General features: G+C 40.6%; 23 protein-coding genes. 14 read left to right on the top strand and 9 right to left on the bottom strand.

Features of this window, described 5'->3' with window-relative positions; genetic code table 11:
* Positions 1–285: 285 nt before the first annotated feature.
* The 8 genes from H5079_RS16295 (at position 286) to H5079_RS16260 (ending at position 7,905) form a co-directional block, all read left to right on the top strand.
* Positions 286–1,449, top strand: coding sequence for a hypothetical protein (locus tag H5079_RS16295; RefSeq protein ID WP_086998963.1), 1,164 nt, complete (start codon positions 286–288; stop codon positions 1,447–1,449).
* Between the two features lie 265 nt (positions 1,450–1,714).
* Entirely contained in the window at positions 1,715–2,392 is a 678-nt protein-coding gene (locus H5079_RS16290; protein WP_011329453.1) for a TorF family putative porin, read from the top strand.
* Positions 2,393–2,577: 185 nt separating this feature from the next.
* Positions 2,578–3,291, top strand: a complete 714-nt coding sequence (locus H5079_RS16285; RefSeq protein WP_182684493.1) for a YIP1 family protein — start codon at positions 2,578–2,580, stop codon at positions 3,289–3,291.
* A gap of 54 nt (positions 3,292–3,345) precedes the next feature.
* Positions 3,346–4,509 carry an efflux RND transporter periplasmic adaptor subunit gene (locus H5079_RS16280; protein ID WP_011329455.1) on the top strand — a complete coding sequence of 388 codons (1,164 nt, stop codon included), beginning with the start codon at positions 3,346–3,348 and terminating at the stop codon, positions 4,507–4,509.
* Positions 4,509–5,216, top strand: coding sequence for an ABC transporter ATP-binding protein (locus tag H5079_RS16275; protein ID WP_011329456.1), 708 nt, complete (start codon positions 4,509–4,511; stop codon positions 5,214–5,216). The genes H5079_RS16280 and H5079_RS16275 overlap by 1 nt, the downstream gene beginning before the upstream one ends.
* Entirely contained in the window at positions 5,209–6,447 is a 1,239-nt protein-coding gene (locus H5079_RS16270; RefSeq protein WP_011329457.1) for an ABC transporter permease, read from the top strand. The genes H5079_RS16275 and H5079_RS16270 overlap by 8 nt, the downstream gene beginning before the upstream one ends.
* Before the next feature lie 194 nt (positions 6,448–6,641).
* The gene (locus H5079_RS16265) at positions 6,642–7,496 is read left to right on the top strand and encodes an endonuclease/exonuclease/phosphatase family protein (protein ID WP_182684492.1); all 855 of its coding nucleotides are present in this window, start codon (positions 6,642–6,644) and stop codon (positions 7,494–7,496) included.
* 1 nt (position 7,497) lies between these two features.
* Positions 7,498–7,905, top strand: coding sequence for a YfeK family protein (locus H5079_RS16260; protein WP_225740950.1), 408 nt, complete (start codon positions 7,498–7,500; stop codon positions 7,903–7,905).
* Between the two features lie 43 nt (positions 7,906–7,948).
* Here the strand turns inward: H5079_RS16260 and H5079_RS16255 are convergent, their stop codons facing one another.
* From H5079_RS16255 to H5079_RS16245, 3 genes are read right to left on the bottom strand one after another with little or no spacing between them, the layout of a single operon-like run.
* Positions 7,949–9,034, bottom strand: a complete 1,086-nt coding sequence (locus H5079_RS16255; protein ID WP_182684490.1) for an efflux RND transporter periplasmic adaptor subunit — start codon at positions 9,032–9,034, stop codon at positions 7,949–7,951.
* The gene (locus H5079_RS16250) at positions 9,024–12,308 is read right to left on the bottom strand and encodes an efflux RND transporter permease subunit (RefSeq protein ID WP_182684489.1); all 3,285 of its coding nucleotides are present in this window, start codon (positions 12,306–12,308) and stop codon (positions 9,024–9,026) included. Before H5079_RS16250 ends, H5079_RS16255 begins: the two co-directional genes overlap by 11 nt.
* Positions 12,309–12,312: 4 nt before the next feature.
* Positions 12,313–12,615 carry a metalloregulator ArsR/SmtB family transcription factor gene (locus H5079_RS16245; protein ID WP_011329463.1) on the bottom strand — a complete coding sequence of 101 codons (303 nt, stop codon included), beginning with the start codon at positions 12,613–12,615 and terminating at the stop codon, positions 12,313–12,315.
* Between the two features lie 129 nt (positions 12,616–12,744).
* On the opposite strand from H5079_RS16245, the gene H5079_RS16240 reads away from it, so the two are divergent.
* The 3 genes from H5079_RS16240 to H5079_RS16230 all read left to right on the top strand — a co-directional run bounded on the left by H5079_RS16240 (position 12,745) and on the right by H5079_RS16230 (position 14,404).
* Positions 12,745–12,933 (top strand): DUF2892 domain-containing protein, encoded by a 189-nt coding sequence (locus tag H5079_RS16240; protein WP_182684488.1) that lies wholly within the window; start codon positions 12,745–12,747, stop codon positions 12,931–12,933.
* 3 nt (positions 12,934–12,936) lie between these two features.
* Positions 12,937–13,281, top strand: coding sequence for a rhodanese-like domain-containing protein (locus H5079_RS16235; RefSeq protein WP_182684487.1), 345 nt, complete (start codon positions 12,937–12,939; stop codon positions 13,279–13,281).
* A gap of 385 nt (positions 13,282–13,666) precedes the next feature.
* Positions 13,667–14,404, top strand: a complete 738-nt coding sequence (locus H5079_RS16230) for a MipA/OmpV family protein (protein ID WP_011329467.1) — start codon at positions 13,667–13,669, stop codon at positions 14,402–14,404.
* A gap of 107 nt (positions 14,405–14,511) precedes the next feature.
* Here H5079_RS16230 and H5079_RS16225 read toward each other — a convergent pair whose 3' ends face one another.
* Both H5079_RS16225 and H5079_RS16220 read right to left on the bottom strand, forming a co-directional pair.
* The gene (locus H5079_RS16225) at positions 14,512–15,129 is read right to left on the bottom strand and encodes a LysE family translocator (RefSeq protein WP_011329468.1); all 618 of its coding nucleotides are present in this window, start codon (positions 15,127–15,129) and stop codon (positions 14,512–14,514) included.
* 10 nt (positions 15,130–15,139) lie between these two features.
* A complete protein-coding gene (locus H5079_RS16220; RefSeq protein WP_041454610.1) occupies positions 15,140–15,325 on the bottom strand; it encodes a hypothetical protein in 186 nt (61 codons plus the stop codon).
* A gap of 114 nt (positions 15,326–15,439) precedes the next feature.
* Here H5079_RS16220 and H5079_RS16215 point away from each other — a divergent pair, with 114 nt between their 5' ends.
* Positions 15,440–17,215: an ABC transporter transmembrane domain-containing protein gene (locus H5079_RS16215; protein ID WP_011329469.1), complete on the top strand. Its 1,776-nt coding sequence runs from the start codon at positions 15,440–15,442 to the stop codon at positions 17,213–17,215.
* 12 nt (positions 17,216–17,227) lie between these two features.
* Here H5079_RS16215 and H5079_RS16210 read toward each other — a convergent pair whose 3' ends face one another.
* Complete coding sequence (locus tag H5079_RS16210) at positions 17,228–17,857, bottom strand: OmpA family protein (RefSeq protein WP_011329470.1); 630 nt, start codon at positions 17,855–17,857, stop codon at positions 17,228–17,230.
* A 186-nt stretch (positions 17,858–18,043) separates the two neighbouring features.
* On the opposite strand from H5079_RS16210, the gene chrA reads away from it, so the two are divergent.
* Entirely contained in the window at positions 18,044–19,195 is a 1,152-nt protein-coding gene (gene chrA / locus H5079_RS16205; RefSeq protein WP_182684486.1) for a chromate efflux transporter, read from the top strand.
* Here chrA and H5079_RS16200 read toward each other — a convergent pair.
* The 3 genes from H5079_RS16200 to speA form a co-directional block, all read right to left on the bottom strand.
* Entirely contained in the window at positions 19,161–20,414 is a 1,254-nt protein-coding gene (locus H5079_RS16200) for a mechanosensitive ion channel family protein (RefSeq protein ID WP_011329472.1), read from the bottom strand. The two genes, chrA and H5079_RS16200, sit on opposite strands and share 35 nt — an antisense overlap.
* A gap of 232 nt (positions 20,415–20,646) precedes the next feature.
* Positions 20,647–21,519 carry an acyltransferase gene (locus H5079_RS16195; RefSeq protein ID WP_011329473.1) on the bottom strand — a complete coding sequence of 291 codons (873 nt, stop codon included), beginning with the start codon at positions 21,517–21,519 and terminating at the stop codon, positions 20,647–20,649.
* 73 nt (positions 21,520–21,592) lie between these two features.
* Positions 21,593–23,473, bottom strand: a complete 1,881-nt coding sequence (gene speA, locus H5079_RS16190; protein ID WP_179807481.1) for a biosynthetic arginine decarboxylase — start codon at positions 23,471–23,473, stop codon at positions 21,593–21,595.
* Positions 23,474–23,673: 200 nt separating this feature from the next.
* On the opposite strand from speA, the gene speE reads away from it, so the two are divergent.
* Positions 23,674–24,537, top strand: a complete 864-nt coding sequence (gene speE / locus H5079_RS16185) for a polyamine aminopropyltransferase (RefSeq protein ID WP_011329475.1) — start codon at positions 23,674–23,676, stop codon at positions 24,535–24,537.
* The last annotated feature ends 163 nt before the right edge of the window (positions 24,538–24,700 follow it).

Here is a 24,700-nt window from a genome sequence, read left to right as displayed (position 1 = left end):
TTTAAATATTAACAAACAACACATGATCGCTTTATAAAAAACAACAAATCATTACTTTTCAACAAGTAAGACATGAAAAACACACTGTCGTATGATTTTCAAACAATCTAAACTAATTGAGTTTTCGTCACTTAAGTTAACTATTTTATTGTTTTAATAAATTAATAATTATGAGCACTTTAACTGTTGTATTCTTAAGGCTTGTATATGCCCCTGTTGTTATTGCAAGATTTGCGCTAAAATAGACCAGCTAAAAAATGCATCTAACTCGAGGTTCTACAAGGCATGAAAAAACTGCTAATTTCACCGTCACAAATGTCGCTAGGCGAGCAAGAAAACCAAATATACCAAAACATTCTGAAGCAATCCTCAGAACTCAGCCTAAATCTAATGGCCGTGAAAGTAGAAAACCACCCAGATGATTTTTTACTTTGGTGCTATGAACTGCTTAACGCAAGCAAAGATCGTATGAATTACGACTTGCTAGAGCCGCAACAGTTACCAGTACTAAAAAAACTGCACGACCAACTTATTTCTGCTATTAGCTTTTTACAAGTTAAAACGTTACGTGTAGCGCCTTGGCCTGTAGTAACTACATTTATTGAGCAGCACAAAGATCTTATTGCACTTGATGAGCAGCTTCGCTTAACAAGCTACATTGCAAGCATTCGCCCGCAATCACTTAAAGATATGATTCCAGAAGACTTACTTGCGTTTAGTGGTAAGCACATGGCATCGCTTGATCCAAGCACTTACAACTTTGATGTTGAATGGTTTGCATCAACTAAAAGCGCTAAAGCGTTTCATCAACTACTGGCTGATATGCCTGATGCGTTTGATGATGCACTTAGCAATATTCCGTTGGAAGGTAATATTACTCATTATGAGTACCAGCAATTTGTTGCTGCTTACTTAAAAGCTTTTAGCGATGGTAACGAAAAGCCAACGCTCGCTCCAGCGACTCGCTTATTAGCGATGCGTCGTCCTGACGTATTTACTCCTATTAGCAATAATAGATTAGATGCTTTATGTGGCGCACTGGGTGTTAGCAAGCTAAAAAACACTGACTTTGAGCGTTACTGGCAAGACATAGTACAGAAAATTCAAACTCTGTCTTGGTTTAAAATGGCTAAAGCAGACAACGAATTAGAAGAGCAGCTGGTAAGCATTAAAGCGCTTATTCCGTGCTTTTTTTACTATGCAGACACCACAACAGCCGATAGCTCTAATTACATCAAGCTGCTAAGCAAGCCAAAGCGCAGTACTTCAGGTACAGGTAAAACTAAGCGTAGAGGTAAAGAATCTGCAGAAATTTTAGTAGACCGCGCACTTGCAGCTGACGATATTCCTGAGCATATTCGTAGCAAACGTGATTCTATTATTAATGAAGTACAAAAAGGTCGTGGAGTTAACGAAACAATTAGCTTAATGCGTACTATTTTTGGTTAATTATTAATAACTAACCTAGCAGCGCCGATTTGGTGCAGCTAGGTTAATTTATGCACCACAAATGTAAAACCCCTTAAAATCTTATCTCTGCACCTCTCCCCCTACTAATTGTAAGCTATTGTTTTAAAACACCTAAAACCATATTCACTGCAATAAAGTGAAGCTGGCATACCCCGTGCAATCTTCTTTTCTGTTAAATAATAAAATGCTGCCAAGCTATAAGCCTTAAAGCTTTGGCATGCAATCATATAACAGGAACTAAAACATGCTAAAACTACAAAAAGTCATAACAATAACAGCACTCTCTTTAGTTAGTGTCGCATCAACAGCAGCCTATGCTGAAGTAACCGCTAATGCGGCAGCAACATCAAACTATTTATGGCGCGGACAAGAACAAACCAGTGGTGATGCTGCCATTTCAGGCGGCATTGACTACACCAACGAGTCTGGTTTTTATGCCGGTGCTTGGGCATCAAATGCCTCTTGGGCCGATGAGATGACCTATGAATTAGACTTGTATGCAGGCTTTGGTGGCGCTATTAATGAAAGCGTGAGCTACGATGTTGGTTACATTTATTATGCATACCCAGATGCAGCTTCCACGGCTGATGCTGACTTTTCTGAGATTTACGGCAGTATAAGTGTAAAAGGCTTCACCTTTGGTGCTGCTGTATTAGCAACCTCTGCAGCAAGTGGTGACGGTACAGACTTTGCTGACTCACTTTACCTAACGGCAGATTATGCTTTTGCTGTTGGCAATAACGGCACCGAAATAGCATTTCATTTAGGCCACTACTCTGGTGATTTTATAGGTGATGACAATATTATTGATTATGGCATAGCAGTATCTAAAGATGGTTTCACTTTTGGTTTATCTGATACCGATATAGATGGCTCTGACGTAAAAGCCTATGTTGCTTATTCAGTAGACTTTACACTTTAAAAATTACACTGTAATTGCTGCAACCCAAGAGCCGAAAGGCTCTTTTTTAGTTTTAGCAGCATAAATAACCTGGCCACTAAACAAACTACGTTAACAAACCGTTACAATAAAATAATCACCTTATCCTCATTTTGCCTTATGCTATAGCCAGTAATTCCCCCAAATTAGGTTATTAAGGAATAATAATGAAGTCACCTAACGCGCTAAGCGCACTAATCGATATTTATATCAGCCCAAGTAAAGCGTTTAATGGGTTAGAGCAAGCAAAAGGCTGGTCATGGTTGGCCCTTATTTGTATAGCAGTTGCCACCGCCGCGAGTATGTTTGTTTTTTATAATAGTGTTGATATACAGTTTTTAATTAATGAGCAAGTAGCCGTTTCAAGTGTTGATGCCACTATTGGCGAGCAAAAAATGATTCGTCAAGCGATTGAACAAAATGCCCCAAACCAAATGTGGTTTGGCATGATCGGCGGTATTATTGGCATAGTAATAATGAATGCTTTAGTTGCACTTTATTATATGCTGATAGCTAAACTCGATCCTAACTCACAACATAGTTACGGTGCTTGGTATGGCTTTTCATTATGGACAATGATGCCTACGGTTATTTCAAGCCTTGGCACTATCGCCTTAGTATTAATGGCCAACACAGATCAAATTTCGCAACAAGCGGTGTTTAGTTACGCTTCTATCAATCAGCTCATTGTTGGGCTTGATGCCACACATACTTTTTATACCTTACTAGAATCAATTAACCTGTTCACTATTTGGAGCATTGCGCTGGGCATGGTTGGGCTAAAATGCTGGACTAATTTCTCAACTAATAAAGCACTGCTGTTTGCAGCCTTACCAAGTATTATTATTTTTAGTGTTTGGGCGATTATAGCCGCACTTTAATTATTATGCAGAGGCAAGTTAGCCTCTGCACATTTTCACTCACGGACCGATAAAATGAAAAAAGCCATTATCATCACACTCGCTATTGCCGCTTTTATAGCGTTAATTGTATCAAAACAAATTTCTGGTGATAAAAAACAGCCCGAGGTAAATATCGCCCATGTTGAACTAGGCAATATTGCCGACTCAATAATGGCGTCTGGTAACTTAGTATTTAATACTCAAGTTCAGCTGCGCTCTGAAGTTACCGGCCGAGTAGATAAAGTATTTGTCGAAGAAGGCCAAAGTGTAAAACAAGGCGATATTTTAATGCGCCTTGATACCACTGCATTTGAATCTGAAGTAACCCGTAATAAAGCGCTACTACGTGCCACCGAAATAGAAATTAAACATAGCCAAATTCGCTTAGTTAACTTTGAGCGCCAACTAAAAAGACAAAAAGAGCTTTACGATGTCGGTTTGGGCAACGAAGAGGCCTATGAAAATCTAGCAAGTGCCCGCGACTTAGCTAAAATAGATATTGAATCTCGTAAAGAGTCGTTTAACCAAGCTCATGCGTCGTTGCAAATTGCCCAAGATCGGTTAAATAAAAGTGTTTTTAAAGCGCCTATGAGTGGCCTATTGGCTTCGGTTAATATTAAAGAAGGCGAAACGGTTATTGCCGGAACGACCAATATAATAGGCTCTGATTTAATGCTGGTTGCTGACCCCAGTGCTATTTTAGCTGAGTTGCGGGTTGATGAAACCGACATAGCCAGTATTAAACTCCACCAAAAAGCAAATATTTATGCCGCTGCTTATCCTAATAATCCTTTTACTGGCACAGTAATAAACATTGGTACCTCGGCTAAAAATCAGCCTGGCTCACAAGGGTTATCATTTAAGGTAAAAGTATTACTCGATGCTACCGATCGTCAACTATATGCCGGAATGAGCTGTAGAGCAGAAATTGCCACCAGCATTGCCGAAAATGGTTTAAAGTTACCAATAGAAGCAATTCAAAAACAAGACGACAGCACCTTTGTTTGGCGCCTAAATAACGACAACAGCGTTAGTAAAGTAACCGTAACTGTTGGTATATCGTCAGATATTGAACAAGCAATTACCGAGGGGCTCAATGAAGGTGACAAAATAGTTATTGGCCCGGCTCGCCCTATTAGTACTTTAAAAGAAGGCGACACAGTAAAAGTAAAAGCCGCTGCGAAGGAAAACAACTAATGACTGCGGTGATCAAGCTTGAGCATATTAATAAACAATACAAAATGGGCGCTGAGATATTTAAAGCACTTGATGATGTAAACATTAGCATTATGCCCAATGAATATGTGGCCATTATTGGCCCCTCAGGATCTGGCAAGTCTACCCTAATGAATTTGTTAGGCTGCTTAGATACCCCCACCAGCGGCGAGTATTATTTAAAAGATAAGTTAGTAAAAAGTATGACCGAAACCGAGCTTGCGCACCAACGCAACGAAAGCGTCGGATTTATATTTCAAAGCTTTAACTTATTACCACGCGCATCGGCGCTAGAAAATGTAATGCAGCCTTTAGTTTACCGCTTTACCCCTAGCAAACAACGCAAACAGCAAGCCCTTGAGGCGCTAAAGCGCGTGGGCTTAGCCGACAAAGTAAATCACTTATCAAGCCAGCTGTCGGGCGGGCAACGTCAACGAGTTGCTATTGCTCGTGCTTTAGTCACTAAACCGCATATATTATTAGGTGATGAGCCAACCGGTAACTTAGACAGTAAAACCACCCGCGAAATTATGGCCTTATTTGATGAGCTGCATAACGAAGGGCATACCATTATTTTGGTTACACATGAGCAAGAAATTGCCGACCACTGTCAGCGGGTAATTCGCTTAGTGGATGGTAAAGTAGTGAGTGACGTAACTAAAAACCAAGGAGCAAGGCAGCATGTTTAAACTTGCACTGGCCACTATGGAAGGCACTAAAGCCGCATTTTCGGCAATTAAAGCAAATGCTATGCGCTCTGCCCTCACCTGTTTAGGTATTATTATTGGCGTGGCCGCAGTAGTAACTGTGGTTGCTGTAATGCAAGGCTTTACCAAGCAAATAAACGATCAGTTCGCTGATATGTCGCCCGATGTAACTACTATTAAGGCGTATACCAGTATTGAGCTAGAAATGGTTGGTAAAAATGCAAAACTTAGCTACGACGATTTTTTAACCTTAAAAGCACGAGTAAAAGAAGCAGAAACACTCACCGCACTAATGTTTACTTGGCGTTTTTCAGGCGGAGCTGAGTATGGTAATAAAAGTCATTCATCGCGGGTTATGGGTACTGAGCAAGACTATCAAAAAGCATACCGTACCTACCCCGATCTAGGCCGTTTTATTCGCGCTGAAGACGACGAAAAACGCCGCCGCGTAGCTTTTATTGGGCCGTCAATTATCGAAAAATTAAACTTACCCAGCAATCCGGTAGGTGAATACATAAAGCTAGGTGGCGAATGGTTTAGAATTATTGGTGTAGCCGAAAAACAAGGTAGCTTTTTGGGCTTTGATCAAGACGATTATATTAATATTCCCATTAGCACTATGAGTGCGTTAGAGGGAGGCAATACGCAAAGTAATGTACAAATTATGTTTAGGCTTGAAGACAACGCTAACGAAGAGCAGGTACTAGCAAAAATTACTCGTATACTGCGCCAGTTACATAAACTTAAAGACGGCGACGACAATGACTTTGAATTTGAAACTGCTGAAAAAGCCCGCGCCCAAGTAGATAAATTTACCGGTAGTGCCACTGCCATAACCGCAGGTATTGTTGGTATTAGCTTATTAGTTGGTGGCATAGGTGTAATGAATATTATGTTAGTGTCGGTAACTGAGCGCACCCGCGTGATTGGCACCCTTAAAGCGCTAGGCGCTACACCCGGCTTTATAATGTTGCAGTTTTTAGTTGAGGCTGTGGTGTTATCGCTATTTGGCGGGTTGATCGGGCTTGCCATTGGTTATGGCGCAGCGGGGCTTATTTCGTTTATGGTTCCTAGCATGCCAGATGCGTATATTCCGGCATGGGCGGTAATGTTGTCGTTTGGTTTTACTTCATTAATTGGCATAGTGTTTGGTTTAGCCCCAGCCATTAAAGCCGCCAGGCTCAACCCTATAGATGCACTGCGTTACGAGTAACAATAGCATTGTAGTTGCTTACAAGGATGTAAGCCTAGTACATAATTAACACAGTGATTAAAACTCTCTTTAAACTTCAAGCACAAAGTATTACCCTACTTAAACACCACTTAAAAAATGAACTTTTAACGCTTAAACCACCCAAAGTACACACTATTGATATTGCTCACGGCTAATTTTAAATAAGGTATTAAATGCACAAAAAGCTAATACGTTGCATTATTGCTGCATGCTCTTTTTTAACTATAAACTCTAGCTTGGCGCTAGCACAACTAAACCCATCAGATGAAGCGCAAGGTATAACCGAAACCGCATATACTCCTCTGCGTTGTAATCAGCAACTACAGGCAAGTAGGCAAAAAACATACAGCCGTAAGTTTATTGTTCCTCAACAAGCTAGGTTACTCTCATGGAATATTTATAAGGCACAAAACCAAGGCCTATATAAAGATTTAACTCACCTTAATGAAAGTGCTGATATTGTTTTATTACAAGAGGCTATTGTAGATACACGCCTTACTAGCCTTAAACCTTTTTGGCGTTTTTCGCCCGGTTATAAAAGTGGCAATGTACAATCTGGTGTAATGACGCTTAGCCGCTGGCCTGCAACTGTACATTGTACTTTTATTCATAAAGAGCCATGGTTACGAAGCCCAAAAGCAACTAACATTGTTGAATATGCAATGGCTAACCAACAACGCTTATTGAGCGTTAATGTGCACGGCATTAACTTTACATTTGGTACTAAAGCCTACGCGCAACAGTTACAAGCCAGTATAAAAATAATGCAACAACACAAAGGGCCAATTCTTTTTGCGGGCGATTTAAACGCATGGAGCGATGCACGCCAAAAGCTAGTTAATGACGCGCTGACTAAACTGGGCCTTAAAGAAGCTATATACGTAGATGACAAGCGTACAAAAGCATTTGGTTTAGCCCTGGATCAAGTGTGGGCTCGTGGTGTTGTTATTTCTGATACTTTAGTAAGCGAATATAACAGCTCTGATCACAACCCTATTTTAGCCACTTTAAAAGTTGATGATGTATAACATGAAAAAAACTCGTATTTATTCTGCTTGGCTACTGACCATATTATTCACCTTTTTTAGCCAAATAAGCCTAGCTGCACACCCCAACCAATTACCTAATCAAGAACCCAATCGAGAACCCGACCAAGAAGTGCAGCATTTAATTACCTTTATTAGCAACAGCAACGCCACTTTTATCCGCAATGGCGATGAACATACTAGCAAAGAAGCCGCCGAGCATTTAGCCATGAAATACCGTAAAGCTAAACGTTATGCAAAAACAGCCGACGACTTCATTAATAATCTCGCTAGTAAAAGTTCATGGAGTGGTAAAGCCTACACGGTAATTTTAAGCAGTGGTGCTAAGTTAACCGCAAATAGCTGGCTAACCAATGAGCTAATACGATTTAGAAACACAAAAAAGCCGTAGTAAATACGGCTCTCTAAAGCTATCAATAATAACAAGCTAAGCGTTACCTAGCTGTATGCGCTAAGTTAGGTAAGTAATCTACCGCTAGAATATCGCCGGGGTTAAGCCCAGTAACTACATGCTGCTTTGCGCCAATTATTTCACCTAAGCGCACAAACCGGCGTTCTATTTGCTCATTGTCACTATTAATCACATACAGCATAGTTAATTGGCCAAACTCATGTATCCAGCTACTATCTAGCAATATTCCTTGTTCATCGGGTAATACTAACTCTAATTGCGCATACAAGCCGGGCATTACCCCTACAGAAGAGTCAAAGTCTAAGCGAATTAACAAACTACGTGAGGCGCTATCGGCAACCGGAACTATTTCGGCCACTGTGGCTGGCGAGGTTAAATTAAGTGCAGGCAACTTTATGGTTAAACTTTGCCCTAACTGCAATTTAACCGCTTGCGTTTCTCGCACATTAAACTCAACTTGTAGCTGCTGCGGGTTATATAATCCCAATAAAGCCTGCCCAGGCGTAGCTGTATCACCAGGTTCGACTAACCGCTCTACTACAACCCCCGAAATAGGCGCTGTAATACGAGTGTAACTCAGCGCAACTTTGGCTTGTGTTTGCTGCTGCTTAGCGGCAATTAAATTGGCCGATAAACTATCAAAATTTGCCTTCGCATTATCTAACTCACTTAACGATACTAAGCCTTGCGCATACACACTTTCAATTCGCTTAAGTTGCTTTGTAGCTTGGGTTAATGCGGCTTGAATAGCATTAATTTGCGCCTCACTTTGTGCTAATTGCGCTTTAAAGTCATCTTGTTGTAAGGTAATGAGTAAATCACCTTTGGTTACTTTATCGCCCGCGCGTACACTTAAACGCTCAACTTGCGCCATAACTCGCGATGAAATTTGGGTATTTTGTTTCGCAATAATACTGCCTGGCACCCATTCACTACGGGATATTTTTTGTAGTAAAACTGTTTCCCGCTTACCGTGGTAATTGTTAGCGTTGGTCGTTTTTAAACCAGCAACTTGCTTATTTGAAAAGCTGCCCGCCATATACAATACGGCGCCTACTACCACTAATAAAGCGAGTAACGAGCCAACTAGTTTTGATTTACCTTGCATGCGTTTCTCCCGCAGTGGTTTCTGTGTTTGCAAATACTAAGTAATAAACAAGCGGCACTACAAATAACGAAAACAACGTTGATGCCACAATGCCAAAAATAATCGCAATTGCTAAGCCACTAAATACCGGATCTAGTGTAATCACTAAGTTACCTAATAATGTGGTGCCTGCGGTTAGTAGTACGGGGCGCATGCGCACTGTTCCTGCTGCAATTAACGCTGCTTTTATTGCCATACCTTGGGCGCGTGCTTGATTAATAAACTCAACTAAAATAAGTGAATTACGCACCACAATACCCGCCAAGGCAATCATGCCTATCATCGCAGTAGCGGTAAATAAAACCGGCTCGGGAGCTGATGCAATACTGCGCTCACCAAACTGATTAAGTAACCAAAAACCAGGCATAATGCCAATAACAGTGAGTGGTATTGCCGACATAATAATAAGCGACAAGCTTACTGAGCGTGTTTGTAGGCGTAAAATAATAAAAATGGCGCTAAGTGCAAATGCAAAGGCAATCCCCATATCTCTAAATACATCTATGGTAATACGCCACTCTCCTTCACCGCTAAATGTTACTTGCGTACCTGGCGGTAATTGCCAAGGTGCGGTGCCACCATTATTAAAAAAGTGCCGCGCTAACCAAGGCGTTTTTACAAAATCGTCTGTTGATATATTTAAATCAGCAGTTACATCGGCAATTATTGCTGCGGGAGTTCTCCCATTTAGCTCTGCCATAACATAAATAACTTCGCGCTGATCTTTGCGCATAATAGTTTGCGCTACATTTAATTGAGTAAACTCTCCAAGCTCAGAAAGCGCAACTAAAGGCCGCGGCGCACTACTTAAGCCAAATTTACTCGCATTTTTAGCTATGTCTCTGTCGCCCCTTAGTTGTAATGCTAGCAATTGTGCAAATTGATTGCGGTCGCTATAAGATAACTGCAGTTTTATTGGCACAGGCTGAGTTTCGTTGCTGACATAAAGCTGCCCAACCGTTTGCCCTTGTGACGCTATGCTAAGTGTTTGCGTGATATTTTCGGTAGATATAGCACTATGCGCCGCTTTCGTTTTATCAGTAATAAAACGTTGCAAAGGGGCTGCTGCAAGCATTGAAGTATCAACCTCTACCACATGAGGTTCTTGTTTTAAGCGCGTTGCAACTTGCTCTGCGGCTAAATAATGCGTTTGCCTATCAATAAATGTATCTCGATAAACTTCTGCCACTAAAGTACTTAACACCGGCGGCCCTGGCGGCACTTCAACTACTTTAATCACTATGCCGTTATTTACTAATGGTGCTAACTGTTTACGCAAACGCATTACCACCGCATGAGATTGATGCTCGCGCGCTGTTTTATCTAGTAGTAGCACTCTTAGTTCAGCTAAGTTCGGTGCTTCTCGTCGGTAATAACCGCGTACCATACCATTAAAGTCCATACTTGAAGGCTGGCCTACATAAGTGGCTATTTCACTTACCTCGGTTAATTGCCATGTGAGCGTTTGCACTTGTCGGGTAAAAGCAGCTGTTTGCTCTAAATTAGTGCCCTCTGGCATATCAATAAGTACTTGTAGTTCATTTTTATTATCAAACGGTAATAACTTCAGCGGTACTAATCGCATCACAGGTAACATGGCGCTAATAATAAATAACGCAAGCGTGATCCACAGTACCCATTTAGCACGTGGTTTTGAGGCCAGTAAGGGGGTTAGTAAGCGCTCGTAAAGGCTCGTTTTGTTATTTGCTTGATCGGGCTCTTCACTATTAGGTTTTAGTAATTTCATGGCAAGCCATGGGGTTACAAAAAACGCCACTAATGTTGATACCATAACACTCACAGGTACGTTAAATGCCATTGGCGCCATATAAGGCCCCATCATTCCAGTAATAAAAGCCAGTGGAATAAATGCCACCATAATAGTTAGGGTCGACATTAATAGTGCAGTGCGAATTTCACTCATTGCATTCACAATTTGCTGTTTTTTATCACCCTTTTTATTTATAAAACGGCTGATGTTATCTATACCTGTGATCGGATCATCAACCAGTAACCCCAAAGATAAAATTAACGCAAATAAGGTCACTCGGTTAATTGTGTAACCAAAGGCAAAATCAAGCGAGAGCGTAATGCCATAACAAATGGGTACAGCAAGTCCAACTACTATTGCCGGGCGCCAACCTAAAAATACGCCCACAAATATAACCACAGTAAATACTGCAAACACTAAGCTTGAGGCTAAATTATTTACTTTTTCGTCGGCGGTTTGGCCGTAATCTCGCAGTACTGAGTACGTTATTTCTGCTGGTAGTAACCTTGTTTTTAGCTCTGCCATCATGGCATGTACATCGCTTGCCACCGCTACAGCATTAGTGCCTGCTTGTTTGGCAATACTCAGCGTTACCATAGGGTAATGCTGTTGCTCATTTGACTGCGCCAGCCATTGATAGCTTTGCGCCTCATCGGGGCCATCACTAACCTGGGCTACATCGGTTAAATAAACACTTTTACCATTAACAACATTAACGACTAGTTGTTCTATCGCTGTTTTAGTTCTTAATACATCGCCCGCTTGCAAAATTATTTGCTGCTGGGCATTTACCACGCTACCTACCTCGGTGAGTTGATTAGATACACTAAGCGCATAATAAACATCACTTAATGTGGTTTGGTGTGCAGCCAAAGCGGTGGCATTTAAATTAACGGTAATGGCGCGGTTACGCCCCGCAATTACTTTTACTTCGCTCGTGTGTTCAATTCGTTGTAAATTATTGGCTATTTCGTTTGCAAAGCGGGTTAATTCATAATCACTATAAAGCTTAGGATCCTTGCTATATAACCCAAGCATAACAATAGGCACATCATTTACTTCTACTGGGCGTATTTGCCAGCTTTTAATAATAGGAGTCATAGTATGTTGATAGCTATAGAGCTTGGCGTAGGTATCGAGTATGGCTTGTTCGCGATCGTGCCCTACCTCAAAGCGCAAAGTAACCACAGCACGACTACTTTGCGTAGTTGAATATATATGTTTTACACCACTAAGTTGCGCCAATAACTTTTCTAATGGCTCGGTGACTAACCTAGCAACTTCAGGGGCTTCTACATTAGGTGCCGACACATAAATGTCGAGCATAGGTACCACTATTTGTGGCTCTTCCTCACGCGGCGTTTGCTGTAAAGCAAATAACCCACACAGTACCGACAACACAAAAATAATAATTGGTACGCGGCCACTTAAACTGCTTTTTACAGCGTTATCTATAGCGTTCATTGTGTTATTCCTTACAAAACAACCCATATAAAGTTGCCAGCAGTGTTACAGCATCTTTATCAATAACACGATAATAAATTGTTTGGCTTTCGCGTCGAGTAGCCACTATATTTGCTTTACGCAATGCAGCTAAATGCTGAGAGAGTGCCGATTGTGCAAGAGGTACAGCTTCATTTAACTGCGACACGTTCATTTCGGTGTCTTGTAAGGAGCATAAAATCATTAAGCGATTTTTATTGGCTAAGATTTTTAATAATTTCTCTGCTTTTTCTACGTTGGCAGCCATGGCAGTAAAGTCAATATTCATACTGTGCTCTTATACTTAATTTGTTAGTAAGTATAGGTTGCTAGAACAGCCATGTCTAACATTAGATCTTGCTAATGTATAAAAACCTAATATAGTAGCTATACATACTCATTAAAATGACCGACTATAATGAAGCTTAATAATGCACTGCGCTTAATTGCTGGCATCATGATTATTATCTCTGTTTTATTACAAAGCTTTCATGACCCACGCTGGATATGGTTTACTGTATTTATAGCACTAAATCTAATGCAATCAGCTTTTACCTGCTGGTGCCCAATGATCACACTATTACGCAGACTTGGCGTTAAGGAATAACAAATGCTTACATCCATTCCCGACTTATTAAAAACAATTATCCCTAATCAGCGCCGTATTGGTGCACAACAGGCAAAACAAGAGCTTGAGGGCAATAAAGGGTTACTTATCGATGTACGCGAGCCGGCAGAACATGCAAATAAAGCCGCTGTTGGCTCGATTAATATCCCTCGTGGTTTACTCGAAATGAAATTAATGGAAATTGAAAAAGACGCTACACGGCCAATTTATTTACACTGCGCCAGTGCAGCCCGCGCTACTCTTGGCGCCGAAGCACTCACTCGTGTTGGCTACGAAAACGTAACTGTGATTACTTGTAATGCCGAAGAGATTTGTAGCGTTTTTTAAATTTAGTGCTTTTTCACCCTAGCATTTGCTCAATGTTTTTACGCTGTAGGTGATACCCGAATTAGCTATAGCTTTATGCTTGATTGCTTTAAGCTATAGTTACTTGCTGCGCTGTGAGGGCTATCTTTTTGAGTTAAGATTACTTTGCGTAATTCTCTAGCGTTCACCAAAGCAAGTAACGACACCAATTCCCCTTCTCCCGACGGCCCCGCAATTTAAAAGCTCAACCTATACAAAGGTTACCTAATCCTTTATTGCATTTACATCGATACAAACTTTCATACATTAACTTACAACCATTTTTGGGCTATTAGCTATACAATATTTACCTTAGATCATAAATCAATTTATAACTTAAATAGTTAAGGTAATTATGAATACGTACATGACAAACAGTTTACGAGTGTTAGTAACTGCATTAATTTTCACAGCATCTGCTGCTAATGCTGAGTCGCGTTGGTCGGTTGCAGGCGGGGTGATTTCTGTAGAGTCGCCATATGCAGATACCGATAATAAAACACTCGGGTTACCTATGATCAACTATACAGGCGAGCGATTAACCCTTAAAGGGTACATGCTTGATTATAAATTGCTTGGTGATGAAGGTTTAAATTGGTCAGTTATTCTTGAGCCTGGACAATTTTTTGACTCTACAGATTCTGATAATGTTGCTATTAAAGCATTAAATGAGCGTAAAATGTCACTATACGCTGGTACAAAGGTAAGTTACGCTGCCAGTTTTGGCCGCGTTAGCGCAAGTGTATCTCATGATATATTGGGCAACGGTGATGGCGCTAAGTTTAAAACCGACTACAGCTACCCAGTTAAGTTAACAAAAGAGCTAATGTTAGCGCCTTTCGTTGGGGTTGAAATTAATAGTAGCCAGTTATCAAACTATTATTACGGTGTGGCTGAGGGCGAATCTAGCACTTTTGATGCATACGAGCTTAGCTCTACGGTTAACTATAATATTGGCTTGTTAGCAACATACAAAATCAATAAAAACTTAAATGTTAACGCCTTGGTTAAATATCATCAGCTAGATGCTGATATTGAAGACTCGCCTATTATAGACACCGACAATCTCACGACTGCAATGATGTCTATCACTTATCACTTTTAATTAATAACTTTACCGAGCACCTAGTTGTGCTCGGTTTTTAACGCTCACTCAACACCATTGTTAACTCTGTTTATAGGTATTTATATAGCCATAAATAGCAGCAATAGCTAAACACTCACTACTACTTTTATAGCTAAAGCAATAAATACCGCACCTAACACTTTATCTAGCCATGGGTTTTGTTTAGTAAAACCAAAGCGATTTTTAGAAACCTCAGTTAACAGTGCCACCAGTAAATACCAGCCGGTATCAATTACAAATACCGTTAAGCACATAATAATACCAATGCTGAGAGTAAGATTTTGCGGGTCAATAAATTGCGAAAATAAGGCTAAAAAGAAGATAGCGAGTTTGGGGTTTAAAAATGCAATTGCAAAGCCATCTTGTAGCGCCTTTAATGCACTTACTTCACTCTTTTGCACTTGTAGCTCATTATTACTAGGTTTAGCCAGCAGTATTTTAATTCCCAAGTAAGCTAAATATGCTGCTCCTAAATAGACTAATAATTGATAAACATTAGGAAACTGCACCATTAAGGCACCTAAACCGAGTAAAGATGCAGCTGCATACAATCCTACTCCTACGCCATGGCTCAATGCCGCAAGCATACCGTTTTTCATCCCACCGCTTAAGGTATGCTTTAATACCACAGCCAAGCTAGGACCAGGCGACATTGCGCCCATTATGCAAACTAACGCTAAACTTAGCCAAACAGATAAAACCATTAATCACCCTTTATAATTCATTATTTTCTATTAATAAGGCATAAGCCGTTATTTGCCCTTGAAAGCCCGTTGCTGTTGTTACGCTAATAACTCGCCATCCATCTTGATTTAATTGGTAAATACGCTCATTCAATGCATCTAAATCTATAGCGTGGCTAAAAAATCCACGCTTTTTAAATTCCACTATTTTTTGCATTGTTTATTATCCGTTTTATTTGTCATCACTTATCCTTGCTGATTATTTTTAGCACTATTGAATTTTAGTTTACAGACGCCATATATAAAGCTCAATCATTAAAAAGAACCCACTATGTCTCAAGCCCCTGCTGCAGAAAAAGCCGCGTTTAGTAGTTTATTACCTGTTTTTGCGTTTATTAAACCGTATAAACTAATGGTTATTGCCGCCCTTATTGCTCTTTTAGTGACGGCGGGGGTTAATTTATCATTAGGCCAAGGCGTTAAATTTGTTATTGACCATGGTTTTATAGCAGGATCTCAAGCACAGTTGCAACAAGCAGTACTGGTACTTATAGGCTTAATTAGTTTATTAGCGGTGGGCACCTTTAGTCGTTTTTATTTAATGTCGTGGATTGGTGAACGTGTCAGTAACGATATTCGTAAAGCGGTGTTTAACCGTATTGTTACTTTGCACCCAAGTTATTTTGAAGAAAACCGCAGCGGTGAGTTAATGTCGCGGTTAACCACCGACACCACTTTGCTGCAATCTATTATTGGCTCTTCTTTTTCAATGGCGCTACGCAGTGCATTAATGCTAGTGGGTGGTTTAGCCATGCTGCTGTTTACCAATTTAAAACTGACCTTAGTGGTCGTTGCTTGTGTACCTTTAGTACTGGTGCCCATGATGGTATTTGGCCGCAAAGTGAGAAAGTTAGCCAGTAGCAGCCAAAGTGCTATTGCCGATATAAGTACTTACGCCGGTGAGATCATTCAAAATATTAAAGTAGTGCAAAGCTATAGCCACGAACAGCGAGAGCAGCAAGCTTTTGCTCTGGAGGTCGAAAAAGCCTTTAACGTCGCTAAAAGCCGTATAAAACAACGCTCGTTTTTAATTGCCGCCGTTATATTTTTAACCTTTAGTGCCATCAGCGCTATGTTATGGGTTGGCGGCAGCGATGTACTAGCCGGCACTATGACTGGAGGTGAGCTAGGTGCCTTTGTGTTTTACGCTATTATGGTGGCCATGTCGGTTGCAACTGTGGCAGAGGTTTATGGTGAGCTGCAGCGCGCAGCGGGTGCTGCTGCAAGGCTACTAGAATTACTCGCTGTAAAAAGCGAAATTGAAAACCCTATTTCCCCACAAGACGAAAAGCTCCTAAGTAGCACTAACCACTCTGCCATTACACTTGAAAGCATTAGCTTTAATTACCCATCTCGTCCCGATGTAAGCGCACTTAATAATGTGAGTTTAAACATACAGCAAGGGCAAACAGTGGCAATTGTGGGTCCTTCTGGTGCAGGGAAAACCACCTTATTTGAATTACTACAACGCTTTTACGATCCAGCCAGCGGTGCTATTAAGTTTCGTGATGTAAATATTAAAGATTTATCACTCAATACGCTGCGTAATAAAATGGGCATGGTGGCACAAAACCCTATTTTATTTAGCTCAGATGTAATGCATAACATTCGCTACGGCAATCCAGATGCTACCGACGAGCAGGTTTATGCGGCGGCTAAACATGCCCATGCTGATGAGTTTATTCAACAGCTACCACAAGGCTATAACAGCTTTTTAGGGGAACAAGGAGTGAGACTATCGGGCGGTCAAAAGCAACGCATTGTACTCGCGCGAGCAATTTTAAAAGACCCTGAAATACTATTACTCGATGAAGCCACCAGCGCACTCGATGCACAAAGCGAGCACCATGTACAAGCCGCACTTGAGCACTTAATGCAAAACCGAACAACGTTGATCATTGCGCATCGTCTGGCAACGGTAAAACATGCAGATATGATTGTGGTAATGGAACACGGGGAAATAATAGCAACAGGGAGCCATCAGCAATTACTGCAAAGCTCCCCGTTGTACCAGCGCTTATGTGAACTACAGTTCAATAAAGACTAGATTTTTATGTGCTTATTGCGTGTTAGGCACTATTTGAATTTCTACACGACGATTTTGTGCACGGCCATTTGCGCTATCGTTTGATGAAATTGGACGTGTTTCACCATAACCTGTAGTGCTAATTCGTTCAGCCATAATTTGCTGATTAACTAAATAGTTTTTAACACTTTGAGCGCGTTGCTGTGAAAGGCTCATATTATAGCTATCTTTACCTGTGCTATCGGTATGCCCTTCTACGCTTAAATAAGTTTTTTCGTATTTGTTCATCACTTTAGCAATCGCACTTAGCGTATTGTGAAAGCCCGACGAAATATACGACTGATCGGTTGCAAAGGTAATGTTTGACGGCATAACTAAACGTAAGTTATCGCCTTCACGTACCACTTCAACACCAGAACCCGCTAACTCGTCACGAAAAGCGGTTTCTTGTTTGTCCATGTAATCGCCTACTGCAGCACCAGCTAATGCACCAATTGCAGCACCAATAAAGATACGCTTATCTTTATGATTACCAGTAGCCTTACCTAATACACCACCAGCTGCAGCACCAATTGCCGCTCCTTTACCTGTGTTATTCATTTCACAACCGCTAAGTAATACAGCAACTACCGTTACGCTTAAAAGTGATTTAGTTAAAGTCATGCTATGTCCTATCTATTTAGTATTTTGCGCTATTATGCAAATATATGAATGAACAAGCCATGAAGAATCTATTATAATTAGCGTTTTATGCTGTATAACAACAAAAATTCTATCGATAGCTGAGTTCATAAATATGTCATACTACTGGATGATAATTTTATAATTTATAACGAGGATTGGGGCGTAATGTTAATTGCTATTTTTAGACAGTTTTTTTTACTCGGCTGCATGAGTTTTGGTGGCCCTGCTGCTCACTTAGGCTATTTTAAGCGCCATTTTGTCGATACCCTAAATTGGCTCACTAACACCCGTTATGCACAGCTTATAAGCTTAAGCCAAGCCTTGCCTGGGCCTGGTTCTAGCCAAGTTAGTTTTGCCATTGGGGTAGAGCGCGCGGGTGTACTTGGTGGCATTGCTGCCTTTATTGGTTTTACCCTACCATCATTTTTAATTATGTTGCTATTGGCTATAAGTGCGCATCAGTTTGATGCTGTTTATTTTGCCATTATTGCTGGGTTAAAACTGTTTGCTGTGGTTATTGTCGCCGATGCCACATTAAGTATGGCAAAAAGCTTTTGCACTAGCGCAGCCCTAAAGCTATTAGCCGTACTAAGCACGTTAGCCTTAATACTTTTTCCTCTGCTGGGCACACAAATAGCTATTTTAATTACCGCAGCTGCTGTGGGTGCAATATGGCCATTATTAAAATTAAATCCTGAACCCGCACAGCAAAGTAAGTCAAAAAGTAATATAAATTGGCTCGCTTTAGGGTTATTTACACTGCTGCTAGCACTCAGTTTCATTCCTTTGACTACTGAATTAGCTTTGTTTGCCCCCTTTTATCAAGCAGGTGCCATGGTGTTTGGTGGTGGCCATGTAGTATTACCTGTATTGCAAGCAAGCGTACCTGCACTAAGCAGCGATCAGTTTTTGAGCGCCTATGCAAGCGCGCAAGCTGTGCCTGGACCTATGTTTACCATTGCTACTTACTTAGGTGCACAACTAAGTACCGAACAACCTTTATTTGGCGCTATCGTAGCCACTGTACTTATATTTATGCCCGGGTTTTTACTCATACTTGCGTTTCAAAAAAGTTGGTTAAACTTAGCCAACAAGCCTCGCTTTGCCAGTGTTATTGCCGCACTTAATGCCTCTGTAGTGGGTTTTTTAGCCGCGGCGCTGTATTCACCTATTTGGACATCGGCGGTGCACAATTTTTGGCACATTGCGCTAGTTATTGCAGCATTCGCTTGGCTAAGATTAAAAAAGCCACCTATTTGGTGGCTGTTAATACTCTTTATTACTACGGGGTTGGCTCAGTATTATTGGGCACTTTAATTTTAGGTTTTTCGCTTGTAGGCACGGCTGTGGGTGGGCTAAATTGGCCACTCACACTTTGATACGGACGCAGGCCAAAAATAGGTAACACAGCCAATAAATGATCCATTATTTCGGCTTGTAAATGCTCATACGATATCCAACGTTTATCGCTACTAAAGCAATAAAACTCAATCGGTAAGCCGTGGTTTGTCGGCTGTAACTCACGTACTAGCAAGGTCAGTGAAGTATTGATTTTTTTATGTTGCTTTAGGTAACCTTCGGCATAACGGCGAAACAAACCTAAATTAGACACAGGATCAGGCAGTGAAGACGTACGAATGTAGTCGGCCAAAGGTATAGCCGCTTCTATTTGCTGGCGAAAATCATCTTCAACTAAAAAAATACTATTCATATCAATATTAAGCGAGCGCTTCATGCGCCTCCCGGCAGACTCTTGCATACTACGCCAGTTTTTAAATGAACCTGCTACTAACATGTAAGTAGGAATAGTCGTTACAGTATTATCCCAGTTACGCACTCTTACTGTGTTTAACCCTAAATCAATTACTTCTCCGTCGGCCCCATAATTATCTACCTGGATCCAGTCGCCATATGTAACGAGTCTATTGGCTGCAATTTGAATGCTTGCGACAAACCCCAATATGGTGTCTTTAAATACTAATAAAGTGACGGCGGCAATAGCACCAAAACCCGAGAGAATATAAGTAGGTGATTTTTCTAGCACTATACTAACAATTAAAATAACACTGACAATAAAGGTAATTAATTTAACAACCTGAATTAATCCCTGAATGGGTACTTCGCGGGCAAAATCTAATTGATTATAAATAGCGCCCGCAATACTCACTATGCTACTAAAAATAAAGCCCGCATAAATAATGAGCAGCGCTTGGCCTAAGGTTTTTAAAATTTCCTCTGCAATCTCATTCACCGGGTACACACTATCAAATGTGGCTAGAAACAATGCACAGCAAAGTAAGCAAGCTATGCGCTTATTGAGCTTGTTTAGCATAGGTGCAAGTAAGCCAATGCGTTCAGGTGAGATTTTAGTAACAATTTTTTGGATCGCAGGAAACATTAAGCGACGAGTAAATAAGTACACAAATAATAATGAAAATATACCAATGGCGACGGCAGTAATAGTGCTTAGAAAAAAAGCGTCGGGCACTTTTTCAAACCAAGGCGCTATTAACTTCTGTAAGTGGGTATCGGTCATGGTATTTTTATTTCCTTGCGGGAGTTAGGTTTAAAATTACAGTGCTAGCTAGAGTAAAAAGCGCCATTGCAGCATAACCAAGTCATTTATAGTAACTACAGCGGGTAATACCCGCTGTAAAATTAACAGAGCCAAGCAAAGTGACATTAAAAAACACTACCTAAGTTAATCTGTATTGACCGTGAATAGCTAAGTGTTTTTAGCGTAACTGTAGGCTCATATTTTTATGCATTTATTTTTGTTCAAGGTTTATTAATGTTTGGTTTTTTTCTTTCCATAACCGATTAAGCTCACTTTGAAAGCGCACTCTAAAGTCGGGATCGTTAGTGTAGTCACCAATTAGCTCGTCACTGACCGGTCTTACTTCAACATGTACGTTTATATTTTTTACTTTACCGCTGGCAAAATCCATAAAGGTCGGAATGCCCTCAGGATAATGAATAGTCACATTAACTACTTTAGTAATTTGCTCTCCCATAGCTTGCATTACAAAGGCAACGCCTCCTGCTTTGGGTTTTAACAAATGTGGAAAAGGGCTGTTTTGGCGAGCGTGCTTTTGCTTCGTATAGCGCGTACCTTCTACAAAATTAACCACACTTACTGGCATTTCTTTAAATTTTTCGCAGGCCTTACGCGTGGTTTCTAAATCTTTACCGCGTAATTTAGGGTTCTTTTTAAGCTGACTTTTACTCGTACGAGTCATGAACGGAAAATCAAGCGCCCACCAGCACAAACCTAATATAGGCACGTAAATAAGCTCTTTTTTCAAAAAGAAATTTAAAAAGGGTATTTTGCGATTTAATACGCGTTGCAATACTAAAATATCAACCCAGCTTTGATGATTAGCTATAACTAAATACCAATCTTTTAGCTTTATATCTTCAAGCCCAGTAACGTTAATTTTAGTTGGCGTAAATAATTTTTGATTTAAGCTGTTAAAGGTAACCCAAATAGTGGCAAATTGTTTGGCGGCCCAACTCATTAACTTTTGTAGCGGCTTAATTGGTATAAGCTTAATAACACCACAAATAAAAATTGGCACAAACCAAATAAGAGTATTTATAAAGTACAACAAAATACTAAATACACTGCGGATAACTGACATTGTTTCTATTCCTTTAAATAGCGCGCAGCAGCTAATTACTGCGCTTTTTATACTTAATTAATAATGGCTGAGGTTAGTCCTCAAAATAGGTATAGCCTTCTAGTCCCGCATTAAGCTCTGCTAAATAGCCTGCTTTACATGGCTCAGACACATCGAGCTTATTAATTTGCTCTGCAAAGTTGTCTGCTAAAATGGCGCTATCATAGTCAACACACTTTAATACATCCTTAACGCTGTCACCTTTAATGGCGTTAGTAAGTACATAACCATCATCGTTTAACTCCACATGCACTGAGTCGGTGTCGCCAAATAGGTTGTGTAAGTCACCTAAAATTTCTTGATAAGCGCCAACCATAAACATTGCAATATGATACTGCTGCCCTTGTGTATATTCAGGTATAGGTAAGCTTGTTTCTATACCTGCACCTTCTACATATTCGCGAATTTGCCCATCAGAATCACACGTTATATCTTGAATAATAGCGCGCTGGGTAAGCGGTTGAGTGAGGTTTTCAATAGGCATTACTGGGAATAATTGGCCAATTCCCCATATATCTGGCAACGATTGAAATAGTGAAAAATTAACAAATAATTTATCAGCTAATTTTTCGTTTAAATCATCGAGTACTTCGCGATGCGCACGCACATTATTGCTCAAAGATGAGCGCACCCGATGTAAAATAGTAAAGTAAAGTTGCTCTATTTTCGCCCACTCTAGCATGCTCACTAAACCGTGTACGTACTGATCGTGTGCTTCGCTAAATAAGTGCATTGCGTCGTGATAAATTTCCAGCGCCATACGCGGGCTTAAACGCTGTAAACATTGCCACATTTCATCTAATACCAGTGTACTGCTTTGCGCAGGCGCCTCTGGGTTTAAGTGATTAGGCGCTTTTTCAACGTCAATTACATCGGTAATTAATACCGCGTGGTGCGCGGTTAACGCACGCCCTGATTCAGTAATAATGGCCGGATGAGTTAATTGATGTTGGTCACACACCTCAGAAAACGCATTTACTACGTTACGGGCATATTCTGCAACGGTATAGTTCATTGAACACGCACTACGTGAACCCGAACCTTCGTAATCAACCCCTAACCCACCGCCTACATCAACGGTATTAAGTGGTACACCTAACTGAGTAAGTTCAGCAAAATGGCGTGCACATTCACGCAAAGCGCGGTGAATATCGCGAATATTGGCTATTTGAGAGCCAATATGAAAATGCACCATTTGCATTAAGTGCAATTTATTATGTTTTTTTAACACTTCAACAGCGCTAAGCACTTGCCCTGCCGTTAAACCAAATTTACCTTTTTCGCCACCGGTGTTTTGCCATTTACCTTTGCCCACTGAGTTTAGGCGAATACGAATACCAATAGCCGGTTCAATGCCTAAATTATCAATTTCTTCCAGTAAGGTGGTTAACTCCGAGAGCTTCTCTACCACTATTTTAACTTTGTGACCCATAGCCTGACCAATACAGGCTAAGCGTAAAAACTCACTGTCTTTATAGCCATTACACACAATAGTAATGGGCTCTTTTGCCACCCCTAAAATAGCCATTAGTTCTGGTTTAGAGCCAGCTTCAAGGCCAACCAGCCCGCTAGGGTGAGCTAAAAGTTTACTCACTACAGAGCGTTGCTGATTTACTTTGATTGGATAAACGCAGGTATATTCGCCTTGATACTCACGATTTGCTCGTGCTTGAGTAAAGGCATTGGTAAGCGTATCTACCCGGTTTTGTAATATATCGGTAAAGCGCACCAATACTGGTAAGGTTAAACCCTGTTGTTTAAATTGTTCGGTTAATTGCGTTAAAGAAATTGCGGCCTTTGCTTGGTCGCCATCTGGGTAGGCCACCAACTCGCCTTGTGCGTTAATATCAAAATAGCCTTCACTCCAATGTGCAACATTATAAGTGGCACGTGCTGTTTCTAAACCCCAAGTCATGGCAACTCTTCTTTAATCAATTAAATACAATGACGCATTTTAATACGTCGCTATCCTCTAGGCTAACAAAAATTGAACTTTCCCTCATTCCTAACTAACTTTATTGGTTAAATCAGTTAAAATGTCATTGAGCAAAACGTCAAGCACTGGCAAAATTGCCCCCTTTTTCATCCTCAACTTAAAAAAGTGTAATAGTAACTATGGCAAATTTAGATCAAAGTAAGTGGTTTACTGAAATTAGCGACCGCGATGGCAGCGCATTTTCATTACGTATTAACAAAAAGTTAGATGAAAAACAGTCTCCTTTTCAAAAAGTAGAAATGTTCGAAACCACCGACTTTGGTAATTTAATGATCATCGACGGTTGCACTATGGTAAGTAGCCGCGAAAACTTTTTTTATCATGAGATGATCAGCCACCCTGCACTTTTAGCGCACCCAGCACCTAAAAATGTAGTTATTATTGGCGGCGGCGACTGCGGTACCTTACGCGAAGTGTTAAAGCACCCTGGTGTAGAGAGCGTTACGCAAATAGATATAGACGAAGTAGTAACGCAAATGTCGTTAAAATACTTCCCAGAGCTGTGTGAATCTAACAACGATCCTCGTGCAACAGTTATGTTTGACGACGGCATTAAATACATGCGCGAAGCCGCAAGCGAATCAATCGATGTTGTTATTGTTGATGGCACCGACCCAGTAGGCCCAGGTGAAGGTTTATTTAATCATGCATTTTACACTAGCTGCTTAAACGCCCTTCGCCCAGGTGGCATTTTAGTACAACAAAGCGAATCACCGCTTATGCATATGCCGTTATTAGTTGAAATGCGCGAAGCTATGCTAACGGTAGGTTTTAACGACTTACAAACACTGCCATTCCCGCAACCTATATACCCAAGTGGTTTATGGTCAGTAACTTTAGCGCGTAAATCTGCAGCCTTTAATGGCTTTAGAGAAGATGCAGCAGCCGATATTGCAAAGAACAGCGAATACTACAACAACGGCATTCATCACGGTGCATTAGCTACGCCAAACTTTATGCAACGCGCTTTTGATAAAAAATAATCTCGCAATCTAAGCAATACTAAATTAAGGGCTCAACAGAGTAATGCCAGTCAGTTAAGCTGACTGGTATTTTTATTTTTGTTAGATGGGTATTTTGATGGTTTGGGTTTTAACCATCTTTTATAGCTTCTTTCTTCACGCCTTTGTGGCAATTTAAAGTAAC

The organism is Pseudoalteromonas sp. SG44-5 (genome assembly GCF_014164175.1).
Taxonomy (GTDB): Bacteria; Pseudomonadota; Gammaproteobacteria; order Enterobacterales; family Alteromonadaceae; genus Pseudoalteromonas; species Pseudoalteromonas nigrifaciens.
Note: the sequence above shows the minus strand (reverse complement) of the source record. Positions and strands in the feature narration are given on the sequence as shown.

Bases quoted from the DNA above. Each gene is read 5' to 3' on its own strand.
- H5079_RS16295 (WP_086998963.1), top strand. From the start codon at position 286: ATGAAAAAACTGCTAATTTCACCGTCACAAATGTCGCTAGGCGAGCAA.
- H5079_RS16290 (WP_011329453.1), top strand. From the start codon at position 1,715: ATGCTAAAACTACAAAAAGTCATAACAATAACAGCACTCTCTTTAGTT.
- H5079_RS16285 (WP_182684493.1), top strand. From the start codon at position 2,578: ATGAAGTCACCTAACGCGCTAAGCGCACTAATCGATATTTATATCAGC.
- H5079_RS16280 (WP_011329455.1), top strand. From the start codon at position 3,346: ATGAAAAAAGCCATTATCATCACACTCGCTATTGCCGCTTTTATAGCG.
- H5079_RS16275 (WP_011329456.1), top strand. From the start codon at position 4,509: ATGACTGCGGTGATCAAGCTTGAGCATATTAATAAACAATACAAAATG.
- H5079_RS16270 (WP_011329457.1), top strand. From the start codon at position 5,209: ATGTTTAAACTTGCACTGGCCACTATGGAAGGCACTAAAGCCGCATTT.
- H5079_RS16265 (WP_182684492.1), top strand. From the start codon at position 6,642: ATGCACAAAAAGCTAATACGTTGCATTATTGCTGCATGCTCTTTTTTA.
- H5079_RS16260 (WP_225740950.1), top strand. From the start codon at position 7,498: ATGAAAAAAACTCGTATTTATTCTGCTTGGCTACTGACCATATTATTC.
- H5079_RS16255 (WP_182684490.1), bottom strand. From the start codon at position 9,034: ATGCAAGGTAAATCAAAACTAGTTGGCTCGTTACTCGCTTTATTAGTG.
- H5079_RS16250 (WP_182684489.1), bottom strand. From the start codon at position 12,308: ATGAACGCTATAGATAACGCTGTAAAAAGCAGTTTAAGTGGCCGCGTA.
- H5079_RS16245 (WP_011329463.1), bottom strand. From the start codon at position 12,615: ATGAATATTGACTTTACTGCCATGGCTGCCAACGTAGAAAAAGCAGAG.
- H5079_RS16240 (WP_182684488.1), top strand. From the start codon at position 12,745: ATGAAGCTTAATAATGCACTGCGCTTAATTGCTGGCATCATGATTATT.
- H5079_RS16235 (WP_182684487.1), top strand. From the start codon at position 12,937: ATGCTTACATCCATTCCCGACTTATTAAAAACAATTATCCCTAATCAG.
- H5079_RS16230 (WP_011329467.1), top strand. From the start codon at position 13,667: ATGACAAACAGTTTACGAGTGTTAGTAACTGCATTAATTTTCACAGCA.
- H5079_RS16225 (WP_011329468.1), bottom strand. From the start codon at position 15,129: ATGGTTTTATCTGTTTGGCTAAGTTTAGCGTTAGTTTGCATAATGGGC.
- H5079_RS16220 (WP_041454610.1), bottom strand. From the start codon at position 15,325: ATGCAAAAAATAGTGGAATTTAAAAAGCGTGGATTTTTTAGCCACGCT.
- H5079_RS16215 (WP_011329469.1), top strand. From the start codon at position 15,440: ATGTCTCAAGCCCCTGCTGCAGAAAAAGCCGCGTTTAGTAGTTTATTA.
- H5079_RS16210 (WP_011329470.1), bottom strand. From the start codon at position 17,857: ATGACTTTAACTAAATCACTTTTAAGCGTAACGGTAGTTGCTGTATTA.
- chrA (WP_182684486.1), top strand. From the start codon at position 18,044: ATGTTAATTGCTATTTTTAGACAGTTTTTTTTACTCGGCTGCATGAGT.
- H5079_RS16200 (WP_011329472.1), bottom strand. From the start codon at position 20,414: ATGACCGATACCCACTTACAGAAGTTAATAGCGCCTTGGTTTGAAAAA.
- H5079_RS16195 (WP_011329473.1), bottom strand. From the start codon at position 21,519: ATGTCAGTTATCCGCAGTGTATTTAGTATTTTGTTGTACTTTATAAAT.
- speA (WP_179807481.1), bottom strand. From the start codon at position 23,473: ATGACTTGGGGTTTAGAAACAGCACGTGCCACTTATAATGTTGCACAT.
- speE (WP_011329475.1), top strand. From the start codon at position 23,674: ATGGCAAATTTAGATCAAAGTAAGTGGTTTACTGAAATTAGCGACCGC.